We start from the raw sequence: 26,345 nt of genomic DNA, 5'->3' as shown, positions 1-26,345 counted from the left end.
ATTCCCCCTAAATGGTTAACCTAGTTTTTCCGCTAAGAAGTCAATCAGTAAGCGCACTTTGGGCGACAAGTTACGATTTTGCGGATAGAGCGCCCATATCCCTTCTCTCTCATCGCGATATTCAGTCAGAACTTCCACCAGCTCCCCTGAATCTAACGCTTCCTGAACATAGTGATCAGGCAACTGCGCAAGGCCTAAGCCCCGTTTGGCGGCATCCAATAGTGCGTAGCCAGAGTTACAGTGAATACGCCCAGACACTCGCATCGATTTCTCGCCTTTATCATCTCTAAAACGCCAATACTCTACAGAGCCGACTAAGCATTGATGATTGCTCAGCTCTGATAACGTGTGAGGCTCACCAAATCGGTCTAAATAATCCGGGCTAGCACAGACATAAAGCTGTCGGCTCGATAAACGTTTGGCGATAAGGCTTGAGTCTTGCAATCGGCCAAGGCGAATTGCCACATCAACACCAAGCTCAATAAGATCAAGCTTTTGGTTTGTGAGCATCAAGTCGAGATTCACCTGCGGGTAGAGCTCTAAAAACTGATGCAATAGAGGCGCAAGGTGCTGCTCGCCATACGTCACAGGCGCAGTCACTTTAAGCAAACCTTTGGGCGTTGACTGCATTTGGGTCACGGCTAATTCAGCCAATTCAAGACCTTCAACTAGGTGCTTACACTGTTGATAATAAAGCTGCCCCGCTTCTGTGAGCGACACTTTGCGCGTGGTACGGTTGAATAACTTAACAGCTAAACGTTCTTCTAACGCCGACACTCGTCGACTAATCTGAGCAACCGAAGTATCTAGTTTTTTTGCTGCGGCAGTAAATGATTGAGTCTCTGCGACCCCAACAAATTCACTCACCCCTTCCCAATTGGCCATAAGCTGCTCTGCAATATTAGGTGTTATTTTTGCGAGTATTATTACAGCTATGCAATAGAGGCTGCAATCAACTCGCAAATTAATTGAATCATTCTATGATCATTTTTGAGTCTTCTAACGTCTAACTGAGATAATAAAATGAGGAGATATTGGTTAAAACTTCATCCAATAACACAACAATGACCGTTTAACGTCTCGAGATTACATTTATGGTGACACTTTGTGCTAGAGTAGCGCTCTGTTTCGCTTTTCCAATTTCTAGCTATGTCCAAACTTACTCTTTCCATCGGTGCGATTATTTCTGCTATTTCTTTCCTGCTTGCTTGGGTGTTTATTCCCACACATGTCAGACTCAGCAGTGAAATATTGAGTAAGCCGATTGGTAATGGCTTCCAGATTGTTGGCTACAAAGCCATTTCAACCAAGCCACAAGATGGCAAGCTTAATCATTTCTTTTTGATTGATAGCAATGGTGACGTAAAGGACGCCGAACCATTTTTGATCACCTCTGACCCATTCATTCAATTTGAAACCACTGACGAAAACAAACTCTCCTTAACAGTAAAAGGTCGCATCAAGCACTTTGATAATGATCTTTGGGTAGAGCGTGAAGATGGCACCGTGCAACACTGGTTTATCAGCGTGGATGCTGAGTACACTCGTTAGTAATTCTTTGTAGCATTCGCACTTCAAACAGGTAAAATCAGCGCCAATTGAATTTACCTGTAGTGAATAGTTATATGCACCACCCTAACGACCTGTTTACCCGCTTCAACACTGATATTTCCACCTATTCACTACCCGAAAAGTTCACCTTTCCGTTCTACTATCAAGCCCACCCTCTGTGTGTGTTGGCGGCGAATCAACTGCAAGAACACCTAAAGCACCAGCAAGATTGGCAGCACGATTTTGGGCTGGATGATTCAACCCAAGGCACGGGTAAAATGTTTGGCGTGTTGTTGGTTCAATCTGCGCAAGGTGAGATTGGTTACTTGTCGGCCTTCTCAGGAAAAATCGCAGACTCAAACTTGCTACCGGGGTTTGTTCCGCCTGTGTTTGATATGTTGGCTGAGCAAAGCTTTTTCCGTTCAGAAGTCGCAGAGATCACTCAAGTTAGTAATGAGGTAAAGTCGCGCGAAGATGAACCAAAACTACTGCAGCTTAGAGAAGCGTTAAAAACGGCGCAAGACCAATACCAAGCAGAAGAACAAGCGCATCGAGCGCAGATGATTCACAGCCGTGCTGAGCGTAAAGCGCGCCGAAAAACTGCAGAACAAACGCTCGACAAAGCGAGTGTGGATTCACTGCTCGTTGAGCTTGGTAAAGAAAGCGTGGCTGAAAAGAATGTTCTTAAATACCTAAAGCTTGATTGGGACAATAAGATTGGCGAGATCGAATCCAAGCTAGATGTGCTTGAAGACGAACTCGTGAGCCTTAAAGAGCAGCGCAAGCAGATGTCCAATACGCTGCAAAACAAGCTATTCGAACAATATCGATTCTTAAATGCTAACGGCCAGCAAGAATCGTTACGAGCGATTTTCAAACCAACCGCAACACCGACGCCACCAGCTGGTGCGGGTGAGTGCGCTGCGCCTAAGCTGCTACATTACGCCTTTAAACATGGCTTTAAGCCGTTAGCAATGGCTGAGTTTTGGTGGGGTGTATCGCCAAAATCTGAAATCAGGCAGCACGCTAAGTTCTACCCTTCTTGTAACAGTAAATGTCAACCTATTCTGGGCCATATGATGCAAGGTATGCAGGTTGATGATAACCCTCTGGAAGAGAACTGGGCGGAAGACAAAGAGCTTGAAATTCTGTTTGAAGACGAGTCAATGGTGGTCGTTAATAAACCTTCAGGCCTACTGTCTGTTCCCGGAAAAACCATTACTGACTCAGCATATACTCGCCTGCAACAACGTTACCCTGATGTCGAAGGGCCTTTTGTCATTCACCGATTAGATATGGCGACATCTGGTCTGTTGGTTTTTGCACTGACCAAGCGTGCCAATAAAAGCCTTCAAAAACAGTTCATCTCACGCAGTGTTAAAAAGCGTTACGTGGCACTACTTGAAGGAAGCGTAGAAGAGTCACAAGGTGAGATCAGTTTGCCAATGCGCGGCGATCCAGTCGATCGCCCTCGACAGCTAGTCTGTTATGAGCATGGCAAACCTGCCGAAACCTATTGGGAAGCAATTTCTACTATTGATTACCGCACCAAGCTATATCTATACCCTAAGACAGGCAGAACGCATCAATTGCGAGTTCACTGTGCCCACCACCTTGGGCTCAATACCCCTATGGTGGGTGATACCTTGTACGGTGAAAAAGCCGATCGACTTCATTTACATGCTGAGCGCTTAGAGTTTGATCACCCATACAGTGGTGAGCGACTCACCTTTCAAGTTAATTCTGAATTTTAAAGTGAACAACCGAGCTTGATGAGTCTAATTCGTATCACGACAAATATCCTTAATTGAAGCAACCTTACAATTAGGCTATTCATGCTTTTAGCCAAGGACTTATCACTCCTGAGACTTATCTCGCTTTTTACTCCACGATTGCAGGTAATATCTCGTCAACCGCTCTTGAAAGCCCTAGCATAGCCAAACATATTCAAGGAGAGTTTATATGTCGAGCTATTCTGCTTTGGTTAAATGGAAAAAAGGGAGTCATGAACCTTTTAGTGACAGTCAATACAGCCGCGGTCATACGTGGGAGTTTGATGGGGGTGTGATTGTCCCAGCGTCTTCATCTCCCCATGTTGTTCCACTGCCACTCTCCGTTGAAGAAAATGTTGATCCCGAAGAGGCTTTCATTGCTTCTATTTCAAGTTGCCATATGCTGACCTTCCTTGGCATCGCCGCCAAGCAGCGCTACGTCATCGAGAGCTACTTTGATCATGCGGTAGGCGTTATGGAAGAAGATGAACACGGTTATACCTCAGTGACTACGGTAACACTGCGTCCCAAGATTGTTTTCTTAGGAGAAAAACAGCCAAGCCGTCAGCAGTTGGAAAAGCTACACCACCTATCCCATCAACATTGCTTTATCGCCAACTCGGTGAGAACTCAAATTGTTACCGAAATTTTGGACTAGTGAACACTATGAAAAAGAAAGGTCTTTGGCTACTTGGTATAGGTTTCAGCTGCTTTATCATTTATGGTCAGCAAACGGATCTATTTGGTTCAAGTAACCCAGAGTCGTTCCCTAAACTGCCGCAAAAACCCGACTTTACCGTTTCGACGCTTCATGACGGTGAGTGGCTAGGTCGACGAGTTGACGTCACAGGTAATAACCTCTGTGAGAGAACAACCATCACTGGCGTAGTTAAAGATGGCCTTGCCAAATTAACGCTCACCTACAACGGTACTTCATTGAAAGGTTGGATCAACCAAGAGAACGATGAGCTCGTTCTGTATGCCACCAATCGACAATGGGATTATCGCTTCAAAGGTACCGTTGGCAAAAATAGAATTCAAGGGAACTGGTATCTAACAAACGGCCCGTGTAAGGGTAATTGGTATCTAGAAAAACAAAGCTAATCACACTCGCGACTTCATGCTACACTCTGCGTCATCTAAGGGGTGAAACTCCCCTGATTCATCTAGATCCAGAGTGTAAACATGCCATTCTCAAAACTCGGCTTAAGCCAACCTATCACTAACGCTATTTCTGAACTTGGTTACGACAAACCGACCAACATTCAAAACAAAGCTATCCCTGTCATTCTTGATGGCGAAGATTTGATTGCTGCAGCACAAACCGGTACCGGTAAGACTGCAAGTTTTGTCCTGCCAATCTTAGAAAAGCTATCACAAGGTGAAACTCAGCGTAAAAAGCGTATTCGCGCGTTGATCTTAGCTCCAACTCGCGAGCTAGCCGTTCAGGTTGAGCAGAAAGTCCAAGAGTATGGCAAGCACTTAAACCTTACTTCTTTAGCAATGTACGGTGGCGTTGACGAACAACCACAGAAACAAGCGCTGATCGACGGTGTCGATATTCTTGTTGCTACCCCTGGGCGTTTGCTTGATATGTATGGCAAACGTGCCGTTTATTTTGAAGAAGTTGAAATCTTAGTGCTCGATGAAGCAGACCGCATGCTGGACATGGGTTTTATCGAAGACATTAATAAGATCTTAGATCGCTTGCCAACAGATATTCAAAACCTGCTGTTTTCCGCGACGCTTTCAAACAAGGTTCGCGATCTTGCAAAAACCGCGGTTCATGACCCGTACGAGATTTCAATTGCCGCTAATCAAGCGTCAAAGAAAAACATCGAACAATGGCTCATTACCGTTGATAAAGATAAGAAATCTGCCCTTCTAAGCCACTTAATTAAAGAAAATGAGTGGGACCAAGCGCTGATCTTTATCGAAACTAAACACGGTGCCGCTAAATTGGCAAGCCAGCTTGAAAAGCGCGGTATTGAAGCGGAAGCTTTCCACAGTGGTCGCAGCCAAGCGATCCGCTCTAAGCTATTGGAAGACTTCAAGGCAGGTAAAATCAAATACATGATTGCGACTGGCGTCGGTGCTCGTGGTATTGATATTGAAGGGCTAAGCCGCGTTATTAATTACGATCTTCCTTTCCCTGCGGATGAATATGTTCACCGTATTGGCCGTACAGGCCGTGCTAATGCACAAGGCGAAGCAATTTCATTTGTATCGAAAGATAACTTTAAAAATCTATGTATGATTGAGAGCCGCTTGGGTCACTTACTCGAACGCCGCGAAGTTGAAGGGTTTGAACCTCGCAAACCAGTGCCTATCTCTATTTTAAACTACGTACCAAAGCACAAGCGTCAACAAAAGGAACAATAATGAAAGCGCCAACGAAAATTACCTTCTTTGAGTTTTTAACGCCTTTGGTCGCGTCTGGAAAGAAAACCATCACTATTAGAGACGAGTCTGAGTCTCACTATGTGCCAGGAACAACGGTTGAGGTTTACACGCTTGAAACCGATCAAAAGGTGTGTGAAGTAAAGATCCTATCGGTAAAGCCATTGCACTATGACGACATTAATCAGTTCCACGCAGAGCAAGAGTACATTGAACTGCCAAAGCTTAAGAAGCTGATCAGAGACATTTATCCAAACACAGACACGCTATTTGAAATCAGCTACGAGCTGGTCTAGTCATCAGAGCAATACTTATATACAACAGCAGGTAACGCGTGTTACCTGCATCGTTTGAACTTTTACGCTAGTTACAATGGGTTACTTTGCCGCCTTCTCAATCGGTCTTTATATCTAAAACAATTTCTCGCCACAGACACTAGACGACTGGTCTAATGATCGTTATAGTGACTCTCATGAACGCTAACACACAAGATACTAAACAGCATATTCTCATTGTCGGCTACGATTTGATCGTTAGCAAAGGCTTTACAGCTGTTGGTTTATCAGAACTTCTCAAAACAGCAGCAGTCCCTAAAGGCTCGTTTTACCATTACTTCAAGTCGAAAGAGCAATTCGGTGAAGCTTTAATTGAAGAGTATGTTCGCAGCTACATGGCTCGTATCCAATTAGTGCTCGACCAACCAGATACGAATGGTCGTGACTGTTTGCTGGACTACTTTTCACGATGGTTGGCGATAGACAATGGCGTGTGCAACGCTAACAAGTGTCTGATTGTAAAATTAAGTGCAGAAGTTTCTGATCTCTCCGACACCATGCGCGTATCACTTGCCAACGGTGCGGAGCTAATTATTAAAGCGCTCGCACATACACTGCAACGAGGCATTGATGATGGCTCTATTGCCCCACTCCATTGCCACGAGGTTGCGAGACAGCTTTATCAACAATGGCTCGGAGCAAGCCTGCTCAACAAATTAATGCAAGACCAATCTCATCTTGAATTGTGTCTAGCGACGACAAAGCAGCGTTTAGGCACTAATTAGCTAACAAATTGTTCGTGGTGAATAACCATTGAATCGTTAAATCTCCCGTCCATTTTAGGATGGGATTTTTTGAAACCACAACTAGACGACCGGTCTAATAAGGAATAACAACCATGTCTAACCCTACTACTCATCGACAAATTGTACTAGCATCACGTCCTGTTGGTGCACCAACTCCCGAAAACTTCCGCCTTGAACATTCTGAAGTTCCAACACCAGCACAAGGCGAAATTCTGTTACGTAGTGTCTACCTTTCACTAGACCCATACATGCGTGGTCGAATGAGCGATGCAAAATCTTACGCTGATCCTGTAGCCCTTGGCGAAACCATGGTTGGTGGTACCGTTTGTCAGGTTGTGGAGTCGAATCACCCTAACTTTGATAAAGGCGAATGGGTATTAGCGTTCACAGGTTGGCAAGACTACGGTATTTCTGACGGTGAAGGGCTGATTAAAATGGGCATGAACCCAAGCCATCCCTCTTATGCTCTAGGTGTTATGGGTATGCCAGGCTTTACCGCTTATATGGGCCTACTCGACATCGGCCAACCAAAAGAAGGAGACACTTTGGTCGTTGCTGCAGCCACTGGCGCTGTGGGTTCGATGGTCGGCCAAATTGGTAAATTAAAAGGATGCCGAGTCATTGGCGTTGCGGGTGGCGAAGAGAAATGCCGTTACGCAAAAGAGCAGTTAGGCTTCGATGAGTGTATCGACCACAAAGCGGAAGATTTCGCCGAGCAGCTTGCCGTTGCATGTGATAACGGTATTGATGTCTACTTTGAAAACGTTGGTGGTAAAGTTTTTGATGCTGTCATGCCCCTACTCAATACTGGTGCTCGTATCCCACTGTGTGGTTTGATTTCACAATATAACGCAACCTCACTGCCTGAAGGGCCGGACCGCATGTCTATGCTGATGGCGCAACTGTTAATTAAACGTATCAAGATGCAAGGTTTCATCATCTTTGATGACTACGGCCACCGTTACGGTGAGTTTGCGCAACAAATGACACAATGGCTATCAGAAGGGAAAATTCACTACCGAGAGCACTTAGTGGAAGGACTAGAAAACGCACCTGAAGCGTTCATTGGCCTATTGGAGGGCGAGAATTTTGGCAAACTCGTCGTCAAAACTAACGAGCCAGTGTAGGAGCTAACATGATTACTTTACACCACCTAAACCAATCTCGTTCTAAGCGTATTATCTGGCTCCTTGAAGAGCTCGAAGTGGAATACAAAATCGTCCCTTATCAGCGAGATAGTGTGACGTTTCTTGCTCCACCAGAACTCAAGTCAGTTCACCCACTTGGCAAGTCCCCAGTGATCGAAGATCAAGGTCGAGTGATTACTGAATCAGGTGCCATTACAGAGTACTTAATCAGTAGATATGCTGCTGAGCGCCTTGCTCCAAGCCGTGATAGTGAAGAGTACATCGACTATATCCAATGGTTACATTTCGCTGAGAGTTCGGCGGCACTACCACTGCTTCTAAAAATATTCGTCGCTAAAGATGGCGCACCGACCAACTTTCTGTCTGATTACGCAGAACTAGAGCTTGATAAAGTGATGAGCTACATCGACCAATCGCTTGAAGGCAAGCGTTACTTGGTCGCTGATAAGCTGACTGGCGCTGATATTATGATGTCATTCATTGTCGAGGCACTGAACAAATTCGGACTCATGGAACGCTATCCGAACATTACTCAATACGCCAAACAATTAGCGACGCACACAGCTTGGCAAAAAGCACAGCAGTTAGAAGTTCAATACGGCTAAACCTTTAGCGCTGCTGTTTATCGGCAGCGTTATTTTCGCCTCTCGTACGACTCTCTATGTCCGTCTAAGTCTCTGTTTAGATTACGATAGAGAGTACCTATCAAAAGCATAGCTATAACCAGATATATAAAAACGCCACAAGCTCCTATTCTATGTACAACAAAGGTCACGCTCTAAGCGTGGTTCTTTACTCACACTACTTACTTGCTGTGACACTCTAGGAGCAATTCATGGAACATAAAAATAACAACGGCGGTCAATGCCCAGTCATGCACGGCGGAGCAACCTCTGCTAATTCTTCAAATGTCGCTTGGTGGCCAAATGCGCTTAACCTAGACATCCTTCATCAACATGATAAGAAATCGAACCCAATGGGCGAAGATTTTAACTATCGAAATGAATTGAAAAAACTCGATGTTGAAGCCTTAAAACAAGACTTAAAGCATCTAATGACAGACAGCCAAGAGTGGTGGCCAGCTGACTGGGGGCACTACGGCGGCTTAATGATTCGTATGGCTTGGCACTCTGCTGGTACATATCGAATCGGTGATGGCCGTGGTGGCGCTGATACAGGCAATCAACGCTTTGCCCCGCTAAACTCATGGCCAGATAACGGTAACTTAGATAAAGCTCGCCGACTGCTTTGGCCAATCAAGCAAAAATACGGCAACAAAATTAGCTGGGCAGACTTGATGATCTTAGCGGGTAACATGGCTTACGAATCAATGGGATTGAAAACGTTCGGTTTCGCCTTTGGTCGTGAAGATATTTGGCACCCAGAAAAAGATATCTACTGGGGTGCAGAGCAAGAGTGGCTACAAGAAAGTGGCGGAGATAACAGTCGCTACTCAGATGACCGTGACTTAGAAAACCCTCTAGCAGCGGTAATGATGGGCCTAATCTACGTAAACCCTGAAGGTGTTGACGGCGAGCCTGATCCAATCAAAACAGCAAGAGATATGCGTGAAACCTTCGCTCGTATGGGTATGAATGATGAAGAAACCGTGGCACTAACTGCCGGTGGTCACACTGTAGGCAAAGCGCACGGTAACGGTGACGCATCGAAATTAGGCCCAGAACCTGAAAGAGCGGATATCGAAGAACAAGGTCTAGGTTGGCTCAACAATAGCACACGGGGAATTGGTCGAGACACTGTTACTAGCGGTATTGAAGGTGCGTGGACAACTCACCCTACACAATGGGATAACGGCTATTTCCATCTACTTCTAAACTACGATTGGTGGCTACGTAAGAGCCCTGCAGGTGCATGGCAGTGGGAACCAATGGACATCAAAGAAGAAGATAAGCCCGTTGATGTTGAAGACCCAAGCATTCGTCTGAATCCAATCATGACAGATGCAGATATGGCGCTGCGCGTTGACCCTGAATACCGCAAGATCTCTGACCGTTTCTACAATGATCCTGAGTATTTCTCTGAAACGTTCGCTCGCGCTTGGTTTAAATTGACCCACCGCGATATAGGTCCAAAGAGTCGCTACTTCGGTCCAGACATTCCTGCAGAAGAGCTAGTTTGGCAAGATCCCGTACCTGCAGGCAATGCAAGCTACGATGTAGTAGCAGTAAAAGCGAAGATTGCTCAAAGTGGCCTATCGATTAGCGACATGGTGGCAACAGCATGGGATAGCGCCCGTACATTCCGTAACTCAGATAAACGTGGTGGCGCAAACGGTGCACGTATTCGCTTAGCACCACTTAGCCAGTGGGAAGGTAACGAGCCAGAGCGCTTAGCTAAGGTTCTCTCTGTTCTGGAAGCGATCGCCGTTGAATCAGGTGTTAGCGTTGCAGACACTATTGTTCTTGCTGGTAACTTGGGTATTGAGCTAGCAGCGAAAGCAGCAGGTTTCGAGGTTAACGTACCTTTCGCTCCAGGGCGTGGTGATGCATCGCTAGAGCAAACTGATATTGACTCATTTGCAGTGTTAGAGCCAATCGCTGATGGCTTCCGTAACTGGCAAAAACAGCACTACTCTGCGACACCAGAAGAATTGATGCTTAACCATGCACAGTTATTGGGGCTAACAGCACCTGAGATGACAGTTCTTGTTGGTGGCATGCGAGTGCTAGGTACTAACCACGCGAATACTGCGCATGGTGTGTTTACCGACCAAGTAGGCGCATTAACCAATGATTTCTTTATCAACCTGACAGACATGCGTTACTTGTGGAAACCAACCGGCCGTAACTCTTACTCAATAATTGAGCGTCGTTCAGGTGAAGAGAAATGGACAGCGACTCGCGCGGACCTTGTCTTCGGCTCGAATTCGATTCTTCGCGCATACGCTGAGGTTTATGCTCAAGATGACAACAAAGAGAAATTCGTTAAGGACTTTGTGTCAGCATGGACCAAAGTAATGAACGCTGACCGTTTCGATTTGAACTAGTCGCAAGTCAATCTTTAGTTGAAGTTGGTAAAGAGGCCAATCATCAACTAGGGTTAACTATGTAGCACTTAAATGAGAAAAGAGGTGCATATGGGCACCTCTTTATTTAAACCTCAGTTCAAGGAGAGTTAGATATGGATAACTTTAACTTCTTTAAGCTATTTGATACCAAAGAACTGTTTATTTTTTACTAGTTTGCTTACTGCTGATTTTTCGTAACCGCTTTCATGAGTACGGACGTGTCCATGCGGCCAAAGCCATCTTCTTGCAGCTCCGCGTACTGCTCGTCCACTTTTTTTGTTAATGGAAGCTCTAGGCCTACACGCTCGGCTTCTTTTAAACAGAATCCTAAGTCTTTGCGCATCCAATCAATAGCAAAACCAAAGTCGAACTTATCTTGAGACATAGTGACGGCTCGGTTTTCCATCTGCCATGAACCAGCAGCGCCATGCTTTAATGTTTCGACCACCTGTTCAACGTCTAACCCTGACTTTTGCGCCAGTAATAAGGCTTCGCTGAGGCCTTGTAAAATACCGCCAATACAAATTTGGTTAACCATCTTACATCGTTGACCCTGACCATTTTCACCCAGCAGTGTCATTTGCTTCGCGTACACATCCATGATCGGTGAAACCGCATCGAAGATCGCTTGTTCACCACCGCACATAATGGTTAATACACCATTCTCTGCGCCCGCTTGACCACCAGACACCGGTGCGTCAATGAAGGTATTGCCATTCTCTTTTGCAGCTTTCGCTAACTCAACAGCTAACTCGGCTGACGTCGTTGTATGATCAACGAGTACTGCGCCCGGCTTCAAAGTAGCAAGAATGCCCTCTTCTCCGTACACCACGCTACGGACATCGTCATCATTACCAACGCACACGAAAACCACATCCACGTCCAGTGCAGCTTGGCTTGGCGTATCACACGCTTGTCCAGCGTGTTCCGTTGACCACTTGTCTGCCTTCGCCTTGGTACGATTGAACACCTTTGTTTCATACCCGGCTTTGCTTAAAAAGCCCGCCATCGGGTAACCCATAACACCTAAACCAACAAACGCTACCTTTTTATCCTGCACTTTTTTCCCCTTAAAGTTTATTACTTATCGTTTTCACATGAGTGTACTAAACATTGGATGACAAATTAATATCCGCCAAGTGCATTTAACAACAAGGCTCCTTTAAAGGCTTTGTATCACAGTAAGAACATGGGTCTATAATTTATTTTTACCTTTTATTGAGCATGGGCATGAAATAAACACACATACATTCACACTGGCAATTGGTAATGTTTTTAGGTTGTTGATTTGTATAAATTTGTCTCTATTACCTTTAGAAAAAGTATGACAAAATCGATGCACTTTCATTCTATTCAAGTTGTAACTATGAACTATCAAGCCGCGATATTCGATATGGATGGCCTTTTACTCGATACAGAAAGAGTCTGTATGAGAGTATTTAAGCAAGCCTGCCTCACTCAAGAACTACCTTTCTACGAAGACGTTTATCTGTCTATTATTGGTAGAAACTCAGCAGGTATTGAGAAGATTTTCCGCGACGCCTACGGTGACGACCTTGAACGACTGCACAAGGAATGGAAAGAGAACTACCAAGCCATCGTCAAACATCAAGCGATCCCAGTTAAAGATGGGGTTATCGACATGCTCTCTTGGTTCAAAGCGAATAACATTCCTACAGCTGTCGCAACGTCGACACATAAAGACATTGCTGAGACAAAGCTCCAGTTGGCAGGCTTGTCTGGCTATTTCGACTCAGTAACTTGCGGTTGTGAAGTTTCAAACGGAAAACCTGATCCAGAGATTTACCTTTTAGCTGCTAAAAGACTCGAGGTTGACCGAAGTCAATGTCTCGCTTTTGAAGATTCAAACAACGGCGTGATTAGTGCTGTTGGCGCAAATATGATGACCTTCCAAATTCCCGACTTAGTTGAGCCAAGTCCTGAAGTCATCCAACTCGGCCACTCTATTCTTCCTTCTCTTAACGCGGTTTTAGAACACTTAAAACAAATCCGTCGCTAATATATTCAGAAGCTTGGTATCGCCAAGCTTCTTTCCCTTATATTAGAACTTACTTATATCCAATCTCCATTTTCAATAACCAAGCGTTCTATACATAAATTCCTAGCCCCCTTTTAATCGGCGATTTCATCCCAACTGTAATAAGTGTCTGTTGAGCTAAGTTTTACGCTTGCTTGTTAATGCTCAACCTAGCCTGATATCAATCGGAATAAGGAATAACAATGACTAACCAATACGTACCACCTAAAGTATGGAAGATGGAAGACGAAAATGGCGGCCAATGGGCAAGTATTAATCGACCAGATTCTGGTGCTCGTCATGAACAGGCGCTTCCCGTTGGTAAACACCCTATTCAGTTGCACTCTATGGGTACACCAAACGGCCAGAAAGTCACAATTATGCTCGAAGAGCTTCTAGCACTTGGGGTGAAAGAAGCGGAATATGACGCGTACCTTATTCGCATTGGCGAAGGCGAACAGTTTGGGTCAGGTTTTGTAGAAATTAACCCGAACTCTAAGATCCCTGCACTGGTTGACCAATCAGGTGATGAGCCAATCAATGTGTTTGAGTCTGGTAACATCTTACTTTACCTTGCAGAGAAATTTGGTCACTTCTTACCACAAGACCTTAAAGCGAAAACCCAAGTCATGAACTGGTTGTTCTGGCTGCAAGGCTCAGCACCTTACCTTGGTGGTGGTTTCGGCCATTTCTATGCCTACGCACCAGAGAAGTTTGAGTACCCAATTAACCGCTTTGCTATGGAAGCAAAACGCCAGTTAGATGTACTTGATAAGCAACTTGCTAAAACAACGTATCTTGGTGGTGACGAGTACTCTATCGCAGACATCGCGACATGGCCTTGGTATGGCAACTTAGTGCTTGGTAAAGCGTATGACGCGGCTGAGTTCTTGGATACCGATAGCTACAAGAACGTTAAACGTTGGGCGGAGCAAATCGAAGCGCGTGAAGCGGTACAACGCGGCCGTATTGTGAATAAATCGTGGGGAGAAGAGTGGGAACAGGCGCCAGAACGCCATAGCGCGGAAGATATCGACAAGGTGCTAAAGCTCAAGCCTTAGTGTATAAAAGCACACATCCTTGTGCTGTGTGCTCTGGATTAGATCCAAACCAGAGACAATAGCAAAAATGGCAGTGCGATTGCTGAAGCCATTTTTGCTAGCGCCATTGTTTCTCTTAGTAGCACTTCACGTTTCGGTGAAGTTGCTACTGTCGAATACGACGCCGCAACTTGCGCGCTATTCATATGTCCTCACACATTTACAGCAATGAAAGGAGCGGCAATTCTAGCGAGTGGTCAATGTTACTGCAACCTAAAACACGGCAGCACTATCGACTAACCAACGACCGTCAGTTGTCATCATTTGCGCCACTAACTTCCTCTTTTCGACACTCACATCGGTATCAATAGCCAATCTGGGTGATCACCATCTTATGATCAGAGCCGTTCGGACGGGCAACACTACGGCGTTCACATATTCGACGACCACTTGCTGCCGATTTTAACCACAGATGATCAATTGCAATCATTGAAAAGTCAGGCGTCGTAAAGTCACTGGCCCAGTTTGGCCAACTCGCCACAGGAAGGGTCTGATAGCTTGGAAAGAGCGTACCAAACCTTAAGCTAACTGAAGATAGGTTGAAATCCCCGACGACTAGCACCTCTTCAGCAGGGTATATTTCGTTAATCGATTCAATGGTACGTATTAACGCATTACGCCGGTACCATAAGGGTTTCGTCCTTGGTGATGGGGGATGAGCCGCAACCAGCGTTATCGCGATATGCTTATTAGGATGCCAGGTCCCTCGAATGATCGCTTGTTGATCAGGCGTCATATAGACCGACATATTGGTCAGTGGCGAACGGCTTAAGATCATTTGACTGGACGGGTAGCCCACGCCTTCCTGCCCGCCATAATAATAAGGGTATATATCCGTTAAACTTTTCAGTTTCTCCCCTACTTCAGGGGCAACCTCTTGAAGGACAACCAGATCCTTAGGTGTCGACATTAGGTAATTAATAAAGGCATTCACATCATCATTGGCGTAAAAGAGATTGTATTGGGCGATGGTGATCGGATTAACACAATTACTCACTTGTCGTTGGTGGGATTTTGGAGCCAACATGAAAAACACAGAAGACAACAGTAAGCAGGTGACGGCAGCAAACCAGTGGCGAACTAGAAGCAATCCGACACTCAAGAGCCAATATGCGATTAAAAACAGCGCAGGGAACGCAACGATATTTTCTACCCACCACGTCGTCTCATAAAACGACAACGTCACCCAAGCGACTGCTGGAGCAAAGACCACAAGCCATAACAACACTCTTTTCACAACTGCCCACCTTGTAAAAAACGCTGTTAAAAGTATGGTTCAAGTTGTTCAAATATACCGATTAATTATTTCTTGCAACGACCCATTGGCTTTCATTTCCGCTAAGCGTTGATTGATAAACAGCCTAATTTCCGGCTTCATTGCACCAGAAAATGCCAAATGAATCGGGTAATCCTCAATCACATCATTAAACGCCTCAATACGAAAGTTCTGCTCCATTAGACCCAATCGCTTTAAGTGGTATTTTACGCGTGATTCCATTTCAACAAATGCAGTATCACTTGGCAATCTCTCGATAATCCTAAACGCTGCCTGATAGTTTTTGACCCGAATTTCACTCACGTCACCCTGCTCGATATACGGTGTCAGTTCTGCGTAATCGAATCCGAGTAAAAGCACCAAACCTATACCTTTAATTGATCCAAGACTGTCGTAATTAAAAGACGCTTTTGTGCTCGTCACCAAAGCATGCTTTACGTTATAGATAGGTAAGTCCGATAGATGTTCAGATTGCACCCTTCCCCAATTTGGGCTCCCATACGTGATCCAATTTTGTTCACCGCCTGCCTCTAATGTGGAAATCATTCGATTGAATGGATAAGTGTGATAATTGAGCTGATAGCCACTTTCAGCAAATATTTCAGCAATGATGTCAGAGACAATGCCGGAGTGATTCTTCCCCTGCTCCTCAATTTGGAAAGGCTGCGCTTGTCCTGCGATTACATAGTAATTCACAACATCATTGGCCAATGACTGGTACGTGCTAATGCCAAACAGCATTGCAATTGCCACTCTGACTAATCTAACTCGTTCCACTACCTACTCCTTGTAATTTTTCTTACCACTCTATCGATATTAATACTAGGCTATTTATAAGCAACAAGACTCACTTGAAATGGATTGTTAACGCATGAAGCAATTGAACTGGGGTATTGCCAAACAGCTTGTAATCGCCATAGTGACTGTAAGTGTAGTACTGGCATTGATCATTGCCGGAATAAATTTTTATCACGGCTATCGTTCCGAGTTAGCTTCTATTGATCAAAAATTACATCAATTGGAAGGCAGTTATCTTGCCAGCATTAGTGCCAGTCTATGGGTCGTTGACACCGAACAAATTGATACGCAAATCGAAGGAATCTATCAACTCCCCCACATAGACTCAGTAAAGCTCGAAGACGGCACTAAGGTCATCGCCTCCGTAGGGCGTATCGAAAGTGAACATATCATCGTGCATCAATGGCCAATCACCCATTCACTTGGTGAGAAAGAATTTACCATCGGCACACTTACCATAAAGACCGACATGGCTCCTATCCATAGTCAACTATGGGGTGATTTTCTGTGGTTACTATCAGTCACTCTACTCCAGACAAGCATCATAGTTGCGAGTTTGCTTTATATCGTATTAACCATGATTGTGCGGCCCATCCAGAATGTTTCCCGCGCAATGTCAGACTTTGAAGGTAACTTTACTCCTAATAAGATTACTGGCCATCCCCGAAAGTTCAATGATGAAATCGCGCAGCTAATCAAAAAATACAACACCTGTATTACTCAACTAGAGACTAACTATCAACAACTTAAGTCAGCGAAAGAAAGAGCTGAAGTTGCCAATATCAAAAAAAGCGAATTTCTTGCAAATATGAGCCACGAAATTCGTACGCCGATGAATGGCATAGTGGGAATTGCGGTGCTTTTAGAAGAAACGAATCCAACTGAAGTACAAAAAAGCTACCTAGATATCCTTAACAGCTCCTCAAATACCTTGCTCGATATCATTAACGACATTCTTGATTTCTCGAAGATTGAAGCTGGACACTTTTCTCTTAGTAATGAACCATTCGATATTCGCCAATTGCTTCAGCAACAATCCAACGAATACAGTCTTCGAGCTGCACAGAAGCAACTGATGTTCCAATGTAATATTGAACCTAACCTACCTAATGAGATCAAAGGTGACCAAGTGCGCCTTAAACAGGTGTTAAATAACTTAATCGGTAACGCACTCAAGTTTACCCAACAAGGCCATATTGAACTAAAAGTGAATTCTTTACAGATAGAGCAACACCCCCACCTGCACATAGAAGTGAAAGATACTGGCATCGGTATAGACAAAGAAAACCTATCCGCTATCTTCGAGAAGTTCCAGCAAGCGGATGGCAGCACGACCAGAAATTATGGTGGGACAGGCCTTGGGTTAGCGATCAGCAAAAAAATTATCGAGATGATGGGCGGTGAGCTCAAAGTCACGAGTGAAGTCGGTCTTGGCAGTAGTTTTTATTTTACCATTCCTATACATATTACTAATACCGACACCCAAGAAACTCCGCCGATTAAACGCAATTTAGTTAACTTCACTGAGAAATACTCTCAGGATGAGATTAAGTTAATTAATGACCAAGTGGATAGCGACATTACCGTTTTGGTTGTCGAAGACACAAAAGTGAATCAGCAAATCATTAGCGTCATGCTCAACCTATTGAATGTGAATACAACCATCGTCAACAACGGCCAAGAAGCAGTAGACGTCTGCCAAACACGTCAATTCGATGCGATTCTGATGGACTGCCATATGCCCATCATGGATGGTTACGAAGCGACACGAGTGCTGCGCAACTGTGATGATTGGCGTCGTCAGGTGCCCATCATCGCTGTCACAGCCAACGTCATGAAAGAACATAAATCACTGTGCTACAAATCCGGAATGGACGACTTCTTAACCAAGCCAGTTGATCCCAAGAAGATACGTTCCGCATTGATTAAACACATCCCGCGTTTGCAGCAACTGCTGAATGACCTAGACGTAAAAGAAAGGCAATCAACTTAGAATACGCCCAACAAAGCAAACAGTTACACATGTTGAGATCTCATATTTAAAAGGAATGCTATAAAATATTGTTATTAACTAAATGTTCTAACATCATGGCCGCTATAATTATTGTACTTTCTTAAACCCCTCAAGGAGTGGCATGACTAAGCTAACAGACAAGAAACTGCTTAACCTAATCACTTATGCTCCTGCTACCATTGTCGCCGTCTTTACCTTGTTATGGGTTGTCCTGACAGTTAGGGATACCGTTCTTAGCTCGCGTGAAGAACTCAACTACCTAAAACAAGAAGATGAACAACGACGACTCGCCACATTGACTAATCGTGTGGAATACGTTCTAGAACAAATTCAATTTGCTCGCAATCAAGTTGAAGACAAATTGGAAGACACCATTCAAGAACATATTTATGAAGCGCATGCGATTGCAACGCGCCTCTATGAGAGCAATAAACATCTTCCAGAAGAACAAGTAACCAAGTTGATTACGGATGCATTAAGAGATATCCGCTTTAACCAAGGACGCGGCTACTTTTTCATCTACAAAACGGATGGTCTCAATGTCATGCATCCTCTACTTCCACGCGTTGAAGGCACCTCATTGTGGGATTTCAAAGATGTGCGTGGTAGTTATATCGTCCGTGAAATGGGAGAACTCATAAAAAAACAAGATGAAGCTTTCTATCGCTGGTGGTTTGTTAAGCCAGAAAACCGTAATAAGGAATTCGAAAAAGTCGGCTTTGGTAAATACTTCGCTCCATACGATTGGTTCATAGGAACGGGCGATTACGTTGTCGATGTTGAAAATGATATTAAACAGACGTCGTTAAAGTGGATAAGAAACCTTAGATTTGGTGACTATGGTTATATCTTTGTTCTTGCTAGCGACGGCACCATTCTTTCTCATATCGATGAATCGTTAATTGGACAAAATACATTTGCTATTGGTGATGAACAATACCAACAAGCGTCAAAACGGATCATGGAAGCCGATAAACAGTTCGTAAATTATATCGCTACCACAGGCCCTGAAAATATCTCGAGTCTTTCTAAAACAAGTTACGTTGTTAAGGTTCCAAATTGGGACTGGACTATTGGCGCTGGTGTATATGATTCACTTAGTGAGCAGTACTTTAAAGAGCGTGAATCTTCCGCTGAAAAGGAACAACAAAAAACACTACAACAGCTTCTGCTTATTGGCATTGTCACAACCATCATTGTCGCCCTGTTCTCTTACTCCTTAAGCCGTTTAATCGCTAATCGCTTTAGAAAGTTTGAAAAGCGCATCAATTACGATTTTGAAAATCTGCAACACACTAAAGATCAGTTGGAACATATGGCGAGTCACGACGAGCTAACAGGCTTACCGAATCGTTCGTTACTCCATCAGCATATTAAAGAGGGAATCGAGACATCAGCAAAGCAATGTTGTCAGCTAGCAGTTATGTTTGTTGATCTTGATGACTTTAAGAAGGTTAACGACCTGTATGGCCATAGTGCTGGAGACCGTTTACTGAGCGAAATTGGCAAAAAGTTCGACGCCTTTTTAGGGCCAAATGATTACGTTGCCCGTTTTGGTGGAGATGAATTTATCTTTTGCTTCTCTAACCTAAAGAATCTCAGTGAAACCGAATCAAAAGTTGAGCAAATCAAAAATGTGTTCAAGCAGCAGTTTGTTATTGACGGCAAAGTGCTCTTCACCAGCTGTTCTATTGGTGTCTCTATGTATCCGTCCGACGGAGATGACCCTGAAGAGCTGATTTCGAAAGCGGATATAGTGCTGTACAAATCGAAAGCACGACAAAAAGGTGATGTACTCTTTTTCGATAGCTCCATCAATCAACAAGTTCAATATGACTTTCTTCTTGAACGCGAACTCAGAGAAGCCGTTGACCGAGGTGAGTTGACCGTGAACTATCAACCGCAAGTCAACGCTGAAACAGGCGTATTACATGGCGTTGAAAGCTTGTTGCGTTGGTATAACCCTCAACTTGGTCAGGTATCCCCACTAGAATTCATCTCTTTGGCGGAAGAAATTGGTTTGATCAGTGAGATTGGTGAGTTCGTTATCAATAAAGCCTGCGAAGAGTTTGTACAAGCATTCCCATCGCCAGATTCAGACTTGGTTCTCTCTATCAATATTTCACCGATGCAGTTGATGAATACCAATTTTATTCCTCAGCTCAAAAGCATTACTGAAAAGCATGAATTGCCTAGCCATCGCATCACCCTAGAAATCACAGAAAATGTACTGATTAACGATTTACCTAAGGTTGAACCCATCATTAACCAATTGAAACAGCTAGGATTTACTGTCTCTCTGGATGATTTTGGCACTGGATATTCATCACTCAGTTACCTTAGCAATTTGCCATTAGACGAGTTGAAGATTGACCGCGTTTTCATCGACAAAATGCTCAGTTCAGAACAGAGTGATTCTCTGGTAAAAGCGATCCTTGCTATAGCACGGTCAGGAAACATGCGTGTAGTCGCCGAAGGCGTTGAAACGGAAGCGCAAAGAGCAGTGCTAATTAAATATGGCTGTGAGCTGCTTCAAGGATACTTGATAGAGCGCCCACTCCCTATCGATCAATTAGTTTATAAGTATACAAATACCGAAAATGGGCTATATCTCTAGGGAGCTAGGTAAGTTAATTGATCTAGCTCTAATTATATTTAGTTTGCAAGTGAAATTTATCTTTTCACTTTTTGTTATTTTGTAACTATTTGTAAAAGTGCTATCGTATGTTCATTGGTTACATCGTTGGAAAGGGCTACACAGAGAGTCAGATAACGCGTAACAGTCTGGTTAAGCATACTAGACCAACAATCTCCAAATTATGACAATAAGAGTTGTCTTTTGCCCGTGTAATTAGCTACTACGCGGGCTTTTCTTTATCCAGCAAGAAGCAATCCATCGACATTCAGCAGAATCAATCTGTCATAAATCACATTTCTCATTTTTAATCGTCATTAATTAATCAGTTGATTAAATAGTGATTAATAATTGTTATATCGAAGATATTTTCGTCCCCATATAATTAATCATACGTTTAATAAACGAGAGTAACGACAACATGAATATAGCGAGGAAAGCTGGTCGCCCCAGTAATGACATCGATGCGCGACAAGCACTGATCGATGCCTCACGCGATCTATTCACCGCTCTGCCCTACAACAAAGTCTCTACCCGCTTGGTGGCCAGTAACGCAGGTGTCAACGTCGCTATGATTCGTTACTACTTTGGCAATAAAGAAGGCTTATTTGAGACCATGCTGCGTGAAACCATCGAGCCGATGAAGATGCAAATGCAGTGCATGGTTAAAGACAGCTCGCAGAAAAACTTTCTCGACATTATGCGTACCTATTATCGAGAAATGGTCAAAGTGCCACTATTCCCGCGACTGATCGCACAAGTCATGAATATGGACAGCTCAGAAACTCAGCGAAAACTGCTTGAGAAAGTGTTTATGGATGTCAGCCAGCCAATGCAATCCATCATGTTCGACAAGCTGGTTGAGAGTGAGATATTACGCCCTGATGCAGATCCTAGGCTGTGCAAAGTCTCTTACATTAGCCTAATGGTCTTCCCGTTTATCGCCCCACCGGCAATGCTTGCCATCCATGGCATTGAACTTAATGAAGAGTTCCTAAACCAATTGTTCGAGCACAACATTAAACTTATGACCCACGGTTTTTTACAACCAACTGAATCGCAGGATTAACGATAATGAAAATAAATAAGAAGCTACTGTTTTTTCCAGCGCTTGCTGTTGGAGTCATTACGCTGGTTGTCGCCGTGAAACTAAAGCCCGACTTGCCCGTTAAGCCGGCAGGTGATCGCGCTAGGCTGGTCGATACCATACCACTCGAACTTAAGGCCATGGCGCCTCTTGCCATTGGCTTTGGTAAAATTACACCCAAGATCGAATGGAACGCCATTGCAGAAGTCACCGGCAAGGTTGTCTATCGCCATCCTCTGCTTGAAAAAGGTCAAATACTCAAGGCAGGAACCGAGATTTTACGCATTGACCCACTCGATTACGAACTCAAACTGGTACAAGCTCAAGCCGACCTAAAATCTGCGCAAACCTCTTTGGCTAAGCTAAACCAAGAAGAATTTAACCTCAAACAAACGCTAAAAATTGAGAAAAACCGTCTGGTTATCGCCAATAAAGAGCTGGAACGAAAACAGAACCTGCGTAAGAAAGGGTTAACGTCTCAGTCAGATGTCGATCAGCAAACGCAAAGTGCTCTTTCACAACGTAAACTGGTTCTCGATATCGAAAACCAAATTGGACTGATGCCAGATGAGAAACGCGTCGCTGAAGCTCTGGTTAAAGTGAACACCTCAAAAGTAGATGAAGCTCAACGCTCACTGGAAAAAACCATCATTACACTACCGTACGACTTGCGTATCGCCGATGTTGAGATTGAACAAAACCAAGTGGTCAACTTGCAACAAACCATGGTCACCGGCCACGGTATAGACGTAATGGAAGTGGAAGCGCAGCTTTCGATCCATGACATGCAAACGCTCGCATCCAGCTTAGGTGAGTTCGCTCGTGACGAAACCGGAATTCCTCAACCCGATCGATCGTCAATCCAAGCGACTATCGAACTAAGCAGCGGCAATTTAAAAGCCCACTGGCCTGCCAAAGTAAGCCGCATCAGCGAAACGGTCGATCCGAACCAGGCCACTGCGGGGGTGATCTTAGAAATAGAGCAAGATTATCGCAATTTAAATCCAACCTCTGTACCTCCACTGGTCAACGGCATGTTCGTGCGCGCATCGATTGAAGGTCAAGCTAATCCAAGTTGGGTAATTCCAGAACGTGCCCTGCATGGCGACAAAATCTATTTGATGGATGATCAGAGCAAGCTCCAAATCCAATCCGTCAATGTTGAGTATCGCAGAGACAACCAAGTCGTGATTGACGGCGACCTAAACCAGGGCGACAAACTGATCCTAAACGACTTACTGCCAGCGATTAACGGCATGTTACTCAAAGAAGCGAGCTCAGAGGAGTCTGCGCCATGATTCGATTCTTTGCAAAACACCCAACTGCGGCCAACCTTTTGATGCTGAGTTTGCTAGTGTTGGGGTTAACCTCACTGCCAAACATTAAGCGTGAGACATTTCCTGAATTCGATCCCCCCTACATTATGGCAGGGGTCGCCTACCCTGGCGCTTCTCCACAGGAAGTAGAGGAAAGTATCTGTGTTCGCATGGAAGACGCGGTTGATGGACTGGCCAACATTGAAGAAACCCAGTGTGAAGCGATAGAAGGCTCCGCCCGTTTAATCTTAAAGCTAAACGAGCGCGCTGATATCGGGCGCATGTTGGTTGACGTTCAGACTCAGATCAACTCCATCAATGACTTTCCTCAAGAGATTGAATCCCCTGTTGTTCAAGAATTAGATTGGAATGAGCCAGTAGTCGATGTTGCGATCACCGCTGATACCACCTGGCCAGAATTGAAGGCCTATGCAGAGCAGCTTAAGAGAACGTTAAAGCTTGATTACGATGTTTCTCTGGTCGATGTCGCGGGCTTTTCTGACCACCAATTTCGCGTCGAACTTGATTCACAAGCGATGCGCCAATTGGGGTTAAGCGTCGGTGATATTGCCGACCAAATCGGTCGCCAAAACATTAAGCTGCCAAGTGGTAACGTCGAGACGCCTGACAAAAACTTTTTGATCCGTTTTGATGAGCGCCGCACTACGCCGCAAGCGCTCGAAAGTATTGTCGTTGGCTCGGGGCCAAATGGTTCAATTATTCGCCTGCGTGATATCGCCACCATTACCGACCGTTTTGAACTTGACGAACAGAAAGTTCTTTTCGATGGTCACCCATCAGCACTGCTCAAGGTAAGCAAAAATAAAGAAGATGACGCTCTACGGATTAAAGATCGCGTATCTCAGTTTGTCGAAGACCAACAAGCAATCGCACCTACTGGCGTGAAGCTTGAGCTCACCAATGATCTATCGTCAGTATTGTGGGACCGTCTCACCATGATGGTTAGAAATGGCTGGCAAGGTATTGTGTTGGTCTTTGCAACCATGTGGCTGTTCTTTAGCTTACGTTACTCATTCTGGGTTGCCGCAGGTCTACCTGTCGCCTTCCTCGGCGGGCTGTTCTTAATGGCTCAACTCGGGCTTTCCATTAACATTATGTCGCTGGTTGGTCTGCTGATGGCCATCGGTATCATGATGGATGATGCGATAGTGATTGCCGAGTCCATTGCAGCCCACCTTGATCGGGGAGAAGACGTCGATAATGCGGTCATTAAGGGCGTAAAAAAGGTCTTGCCCGGCGTTATTTCCTCTTTCTTAACCACGGTATGTATCTTCGGTAGCTTACTATTTCTTGAAGGTGAAATGGGCGCGGTACTAAAAGCAGTCCCCCAAGTCCTAATCCTTGTATTAACGCTCAGCTTGGTTGAAGCATTTTTGATATTGCCTAATCACCTCTCTCACTCGTTACACAAAGAAAAACGCGAAAAATCTCCCGTTAAATTTAAACAAAAGCTTCTCGATCGGTTTGAACACTTCCGCAATACCACACTGGTTAACGCTGTAGAGAAAGTGGTTGAGTTCCGCTATGCCTTCTTAGGGGGAGTGGTCGCCCTACTGCTCATCTCTGTAGCAACCATCGCGGGTGGGCTACTCAAGTTTCAGCCTTTTCCTGAGCTTGACGGTGATATTGCTGAGGCGCGTATTATCCTTCCGCCCGGTTCTTCTTTAACGCAAACCGAAGCCGTGGTAGACAAGATTGTCACATCAGCCCAAAAACTCAACGCGCAGTGGAGCAAAGAGGTCGAAAATGGCACTCAACTGGTTCAGCACATTACCAGTCAGTTTAATGCCAACGCCGATGCTAATGAATCTGGGCCCCACATTGCTACTGTTCGGCTTGACCTGTTGGGCGCAGAAAGCAGAAACACCGTCATTGATGACTTTATCGCTGCATGGCGCGCGGATATAGGCGAACTGGCTGACCCTATTTCACTAGTGTTTAAGCAGCCAACCATGGGACCGGGAGGACGTGCGATCGAAATTCGCGCCAAACATGATGACTTAAACGCCCTTAAAGCCGCCTCAATCGATATTCAACACTACTTGAACGAATTCGATGGTATCCACGGCGTGTTGGATGACATGCGTATGGGTAAAGAAGAAGTACTGGTTAAACTGCGTCCAGGAGCAGAAACCTACGGTATTAATGGACAGCTAATTGCTAACCAGCTTCGCGCCGCGTTCTTTGGTCAAACCGCCGACGAAATTCAGGTTGGGGTCGAGAATATCTCAATTGAGGTGCGATTAAATAAAGTTGAAGCAGGAGACCTTCAGCAACTGGCAAACTTCCCAATTATCATGCCTGACGGTAGCCAGATACCTTTAGCTACCATTGCCACGCTCGATTTCCAGCGTAACTACGTCCGAATCCAGCGTATCGACGGCCTGAGAACCATCAGCGTATTTGGTGATACCGACAATACCAAGGTCAATTCAACGGCGGTAATCACTCAATTCCAAAAAGAAGAAGCGCCTAAGCTAATGGCTAGGTATCCGGGGCTAAGATTCGACTTCGAAGGCGAAGCGAAAGACGCAGCGGAAACGGGGGCGTCAATGGGCAAAGGCTTCTTGCTCGGACTGTTTGGCGTATTTGCCATACTCAGTTACCAGTTCCGCAGCTACTTGGAACCTTTTGTTGTCATGCTGGCCATTCCCCTAGCCTTTATTGGTGTTGTTTGGGGCCATATCTTACTTGGTCACTCATTAAGTATGCCGAGTATGATGGGCTTTGTGTCGCTCGCAGGTATCGTGGTCAACGATTCGATCTTATTGGTGCAATATATTCGCCACCATGTCGATGATGGCGATAGCGTGCATGACTCAGTGGTCAAAGCGAGCCGAGAGCGTTTTAGAGCGGTTTTTCTAACCTCGATGACCACAGCGGCAGGCCTGTTACCGCTACTCACTGAAACCAGCTTGCAGGCGCAAGTGATTCAGCCATTGGTTATCTCAATTGTATTTGGTATTTTCGCCTCAACACTGCTGGTGCTGTTTATGATCCCTGCCGCCTACGCGGTACTGGCTGATTTTGGATTGGTACATAAGCACGAAGAAATCTAGTCCGTTAATGATCGATGAGAC

General features: G+C 44.8%; 22 protein-coding genes. 17 read left to right on the top strand and 5 right to left on the bottom strand.

The window, feature by feature from the left end:
- Nucleotides 1-15: 15 nt before the first annotated feature.
- Nucleotides 16-885, bottom strand: coding sequence for a LysR family transcriptional regulator (locus ACU01J_RS08480; RefSeq protein WP_481085288.1), 870 nt, complete (start codon nucleotides 883-885; stop codon nucleotides 16-18).
- A 264-nt stretch (nucleotides 886-1,149) separates the two neighbouring features.
- On the opposite strand from ACU01J_RS08480, the gene ACU01J_RS08475 reads away from it, so the two are divergent.
- From ACU01J_RS08475 to katG, 10 genes are all read left to right on the top strand, one after another.
- The gene (locus tag ACU01J_RS08475; RefSeq protein WP_481085287.1) at nucleotides 1,150-1,551 is read left to right on the top strand and encodes a hypothetical protein; all 402 of its coding nucleotides are present in this window, start codon (nucleotides 1,150-1,152) and stop codon (nucleotides 1,549-1,551) included.
- A gap of 74 nt (nucleotides 1,552-1,625) precedes the next feature.
- A complete protein-coding gene (locus tag ACU01J_RS08470; protein WP_481085286.1) occupies nucleotides 1,626-3,305 on the top strand; it encodes an RluA family pseudouridine synthase in 1,680 nt (559 codons plus the stop codon).
- 208 nt (nucleotides 3,306-3,513) lie between these two features.
- A complete protein-coding gene (locus ACU01J_RS08465) occupies nucleotides 3,514-3,981 on the top strand; it encodes an OsmC family protein (protein WP_481085285.1) in 468 nt (155 codons plus the stop codon).
- A gap of 8 nt (nucleotides 3,982-3,989) precedes the next feature.
- Nucleotides 3,990-4,427 carry a hypothetical protein gene (locus ACU01J_RS08460; protein WP_481085284.1) on the top strand — a complete coding sequence of 146 codons (438 nt, stop codon included), beginning with the start codon at nucleotides 3,990-3,992 and terminating at the stop codon, nucleotides 4,425-4,427.
- Nucleotides 4,428-4,508: 81 nt separating this feature from the next.
- On the top strand, nucleotides 4,509-5,705 hold the full coding sequence (locus tag ACU01J_RS08455; RefSeq protein WP_481085283.1) for a DEAD/DEAH box helicase: 1,197 nt from the start codon (nucleotides 4,509-4,511) through the stop codon (nucleotides 5,703-5,705).
- A complete protein-coding gene (gene yqfB, locus ACU01J_RS08450; RefSeq protein WP_481085282.1) occupies nucleotides 5,705-6,019 on the top strand; it encodes a N(4)-acetylcytidine aminohydrolase in 315 nt (104 codons plus the stop codon). Before ACU01J_RS08455 ends, yqfB begins: the two co-directional genes overlap by 1 nt.
- Before the next feature lie 176 nt (nucleotides 6,020-6,195).
- Nucleotides 6,196-6,783 carry a TetR/AcrR family transcriptional regulator gene (locus tag ACU01J_RS08445; protein ID WP_481085281.1) on the top strand — a complete coding sequence of 196 codons (588 nt, stop codon included), beginning with the start codon at nucleotides 6,196-6,198 and terminating at the stop codon, nucleotides 6,781-6,783.
- 113 nt (nucleotides 6,784-6,896) lie between these two features.
- Nucleotides 6,897-7,931, top strand: a complete 1,035-nt coding sequence (locus ACU01J_RS08440; RefSeq protein ID WP_481085280.1) for an NADP-dependent oxidoreductase — start codon at nucleotides 6,897-6,899, stop codon at nucleotides 7,929-7,931.
- A gap of 8 nt (nucleotides 7,932-7,939) precedes the next feature.
- Nucleotides 7,940-8,557, top strand: coding sequence for a glutathione S-transferase family protein (locus ACU01J_RS08435; RefSeq protein WP_481085279.1), 618 nt, complete (start codon nucleotides 7,940-7,942; stop codon nucleotides 8,555-8,557).
- A gap of 230 nt (nucleotides 8,558-8,787) precedes the next feature.
- Entirely contained in the window at nucleotides 8,788-10,959 is a 2,172-nt protein-coding gene (gene katG, locus ACU01J_RS08430; RefSeq protein ID WP_481085278.1) for a catalase/peroxidase HPI, read from the top strand.
- Between the two features lie 199 nt (nucleotides 10,960-11,158).
- Here katG and ACU01J_RS08425 read toward each other — a convergent pair whose 3' ends face one another.
- Nucleotides 11,159-12,061, bottom strand: a complete 903-nt coding sequence (locus ACU01J_RS08425) for an NAD(P)-dependent oxidoreductase (protein WP_481085353.1) — start codon at nucleotides 12,059-12,061, stop codon at nucleotides 11,159-11,161.
- A gap of 285 nt (nucleotides 12,062-12,346) precedes the next feature.
- Here ACU01J_RS08425 and ACU01J_RS08420 point away from each other — a divergent pair, with 285 nt between their 5' ends.
- Entirely contained in the window at nucleotides 12,347-13,000 is a 654-nt protein-coding gene (locus tag ACU01J_RS08420) for an HAD family hydrolase (protein ID WP_481085277.1), read from the top strand.
- Nucleotides 13,001-13,221: 221 nt separating this feature from the next.
- Nucleotides 13,222-14,079: a glutathione-dependent disulfide-bond oxidoreductase gene (yghU, locus tag ACU01J_RS08415; RefSeq protein ID WP_481085276.1), complete on the top strand. Its 858-nt coding sequence runs from the start codon at nucleotides 13,222-13,224 to the stop codon at nucleotides 14,077-14,079.
- A 38-nt stretch (nucleotides 14,080-14,117) separates the two neighbouring features.
- On the opposite strand, the gene ACU01J_RS08410 is transcribed toward yghU, so the two are convergent.
- The 3 genes from ACU01J_RS08410 to ACU01J_RS08400 form a co-directional block, all read right to left on the bottom strand.
- A complete protein-coding gene (locus tag ACU01J_RS08410) occupies nucleotides 14,118-14,264 on the bottom strand; it encodes a hypothetical protein (protein WP_053439888.1) in 147 nt (48 codons plus the stop codon).
- Nucleotides 14,265-14,422: 158 nt separating this feature from the next.
- Nucleotides 14,423-15,355: an endonuclease/exonuclease/phosphatase family protein gene (locus ACU01J_RS08405; protein ID WP_481085275.1), complete on the bottom strand. Its 933-nt coding sequence runs from the start codon at nucleotides 15,353-15,355 to the stop codon at nucleotides 14,423-14,425.
- Nucleotides 15,356-15,403: 48 nt separating this feature from the next.
- Nucleotides 15,404-16,135, bottom strand: a complete 732-nt coding sequence (locus ACU01J_RS08400; protein ID WP_481085352.1) for a substrate-binding periplasmic protein — start codon at nucleotides 16,133-16,135, stop codon at nucleotides 15,404-15,406.
- Nucleotides 16,136-16,265: 130 nt separating this feature from the next.
- Here ACU01J_RS08400 and ACU01J_RS08395 point away from each other — a divergent pair, with 130 nt between their 5' ends.
- From ACU01J_RS08395 to ACU01J_RS08375, 5 genes are all read left to right on the top strand, one after another.
- A complete protein-coding gene (locus ACU01J_RS08395; protein WP_481085274.1) occupies nucleotides 16,266-18,185 on the top strand; it encodes an ATP-binding protein in 1,920 nt (639 codons plus the stop codon).
- 142 nt (nucleotides 18,186-18,327) lie between these two features.
- Nucleotides 18,328-20,823 (top strand): bifunctional diguanylate cyclase/phosphodiesterase, encoded by a 2,496-nt coding sequence (locus ACU01J_RS08390; RefSeq protein WP_481085273.1) that lies wholly within the window; start codon nucleotides 18,328-18,330, stop codon nucleotides 20,821-20,823.
- 439 nt (nucleotides 20,824-21,262) lie between these two features.
- The gene (locus ACU01J_RS08385; protein WP_481085272.1) at nucleotides 21,263-21,910 is read left to right on the top strand and encodes a TetR/AcrR family transcriptional regulator; all 648 of its coding nucleotides are present in this window, start codon (nucleotides 21,263-21,265) and stop codon (nucleotides 21,908-21,910) included.
- Nucleotides 21,911-21,915: 5 nt separating this feature from the next.
- Nucleotides 21,916-23,226: an efflux RND transporter periplasmic adaptor subunit gene (locus ACU01J_RS08380; protein WP_481085271.1), complete on the top strand. Its 1,311-nt coding sequence runs from the start codon at nucleotides 21,916-21,918 to the stop codon at nucleotides 23,224-23,226.
- The gene (locus ACU01J_RS08375; RefSeq protein ID WP_481085270.1) at nucleotides 23,223-26,324 is read left to right on the top strand and encodes an efflux RND transporter permease subunit; all 3,102 of its coding nucleotides are present in this window, start codon (nucleotides 23,223-23,225) and stop codon (nucleotides 26,322-26,324) included. The genes ACU01J_RS08380 and ACU01J_RS08375 overlap by 4 nt, the downstream gene beginning before the upstream one ends.
- The last annotated feature ends 21 nt before the right edge of the window (nucleotides 26,325-26,345 follow it).

The organism is Vibrio sp. 2433-A1, assembly GCF_056726085.1.
Note: the sequence above shows the minus strand (reverse complement) of the source record. Positions and strands in the feature narration are given on the sequence as shown.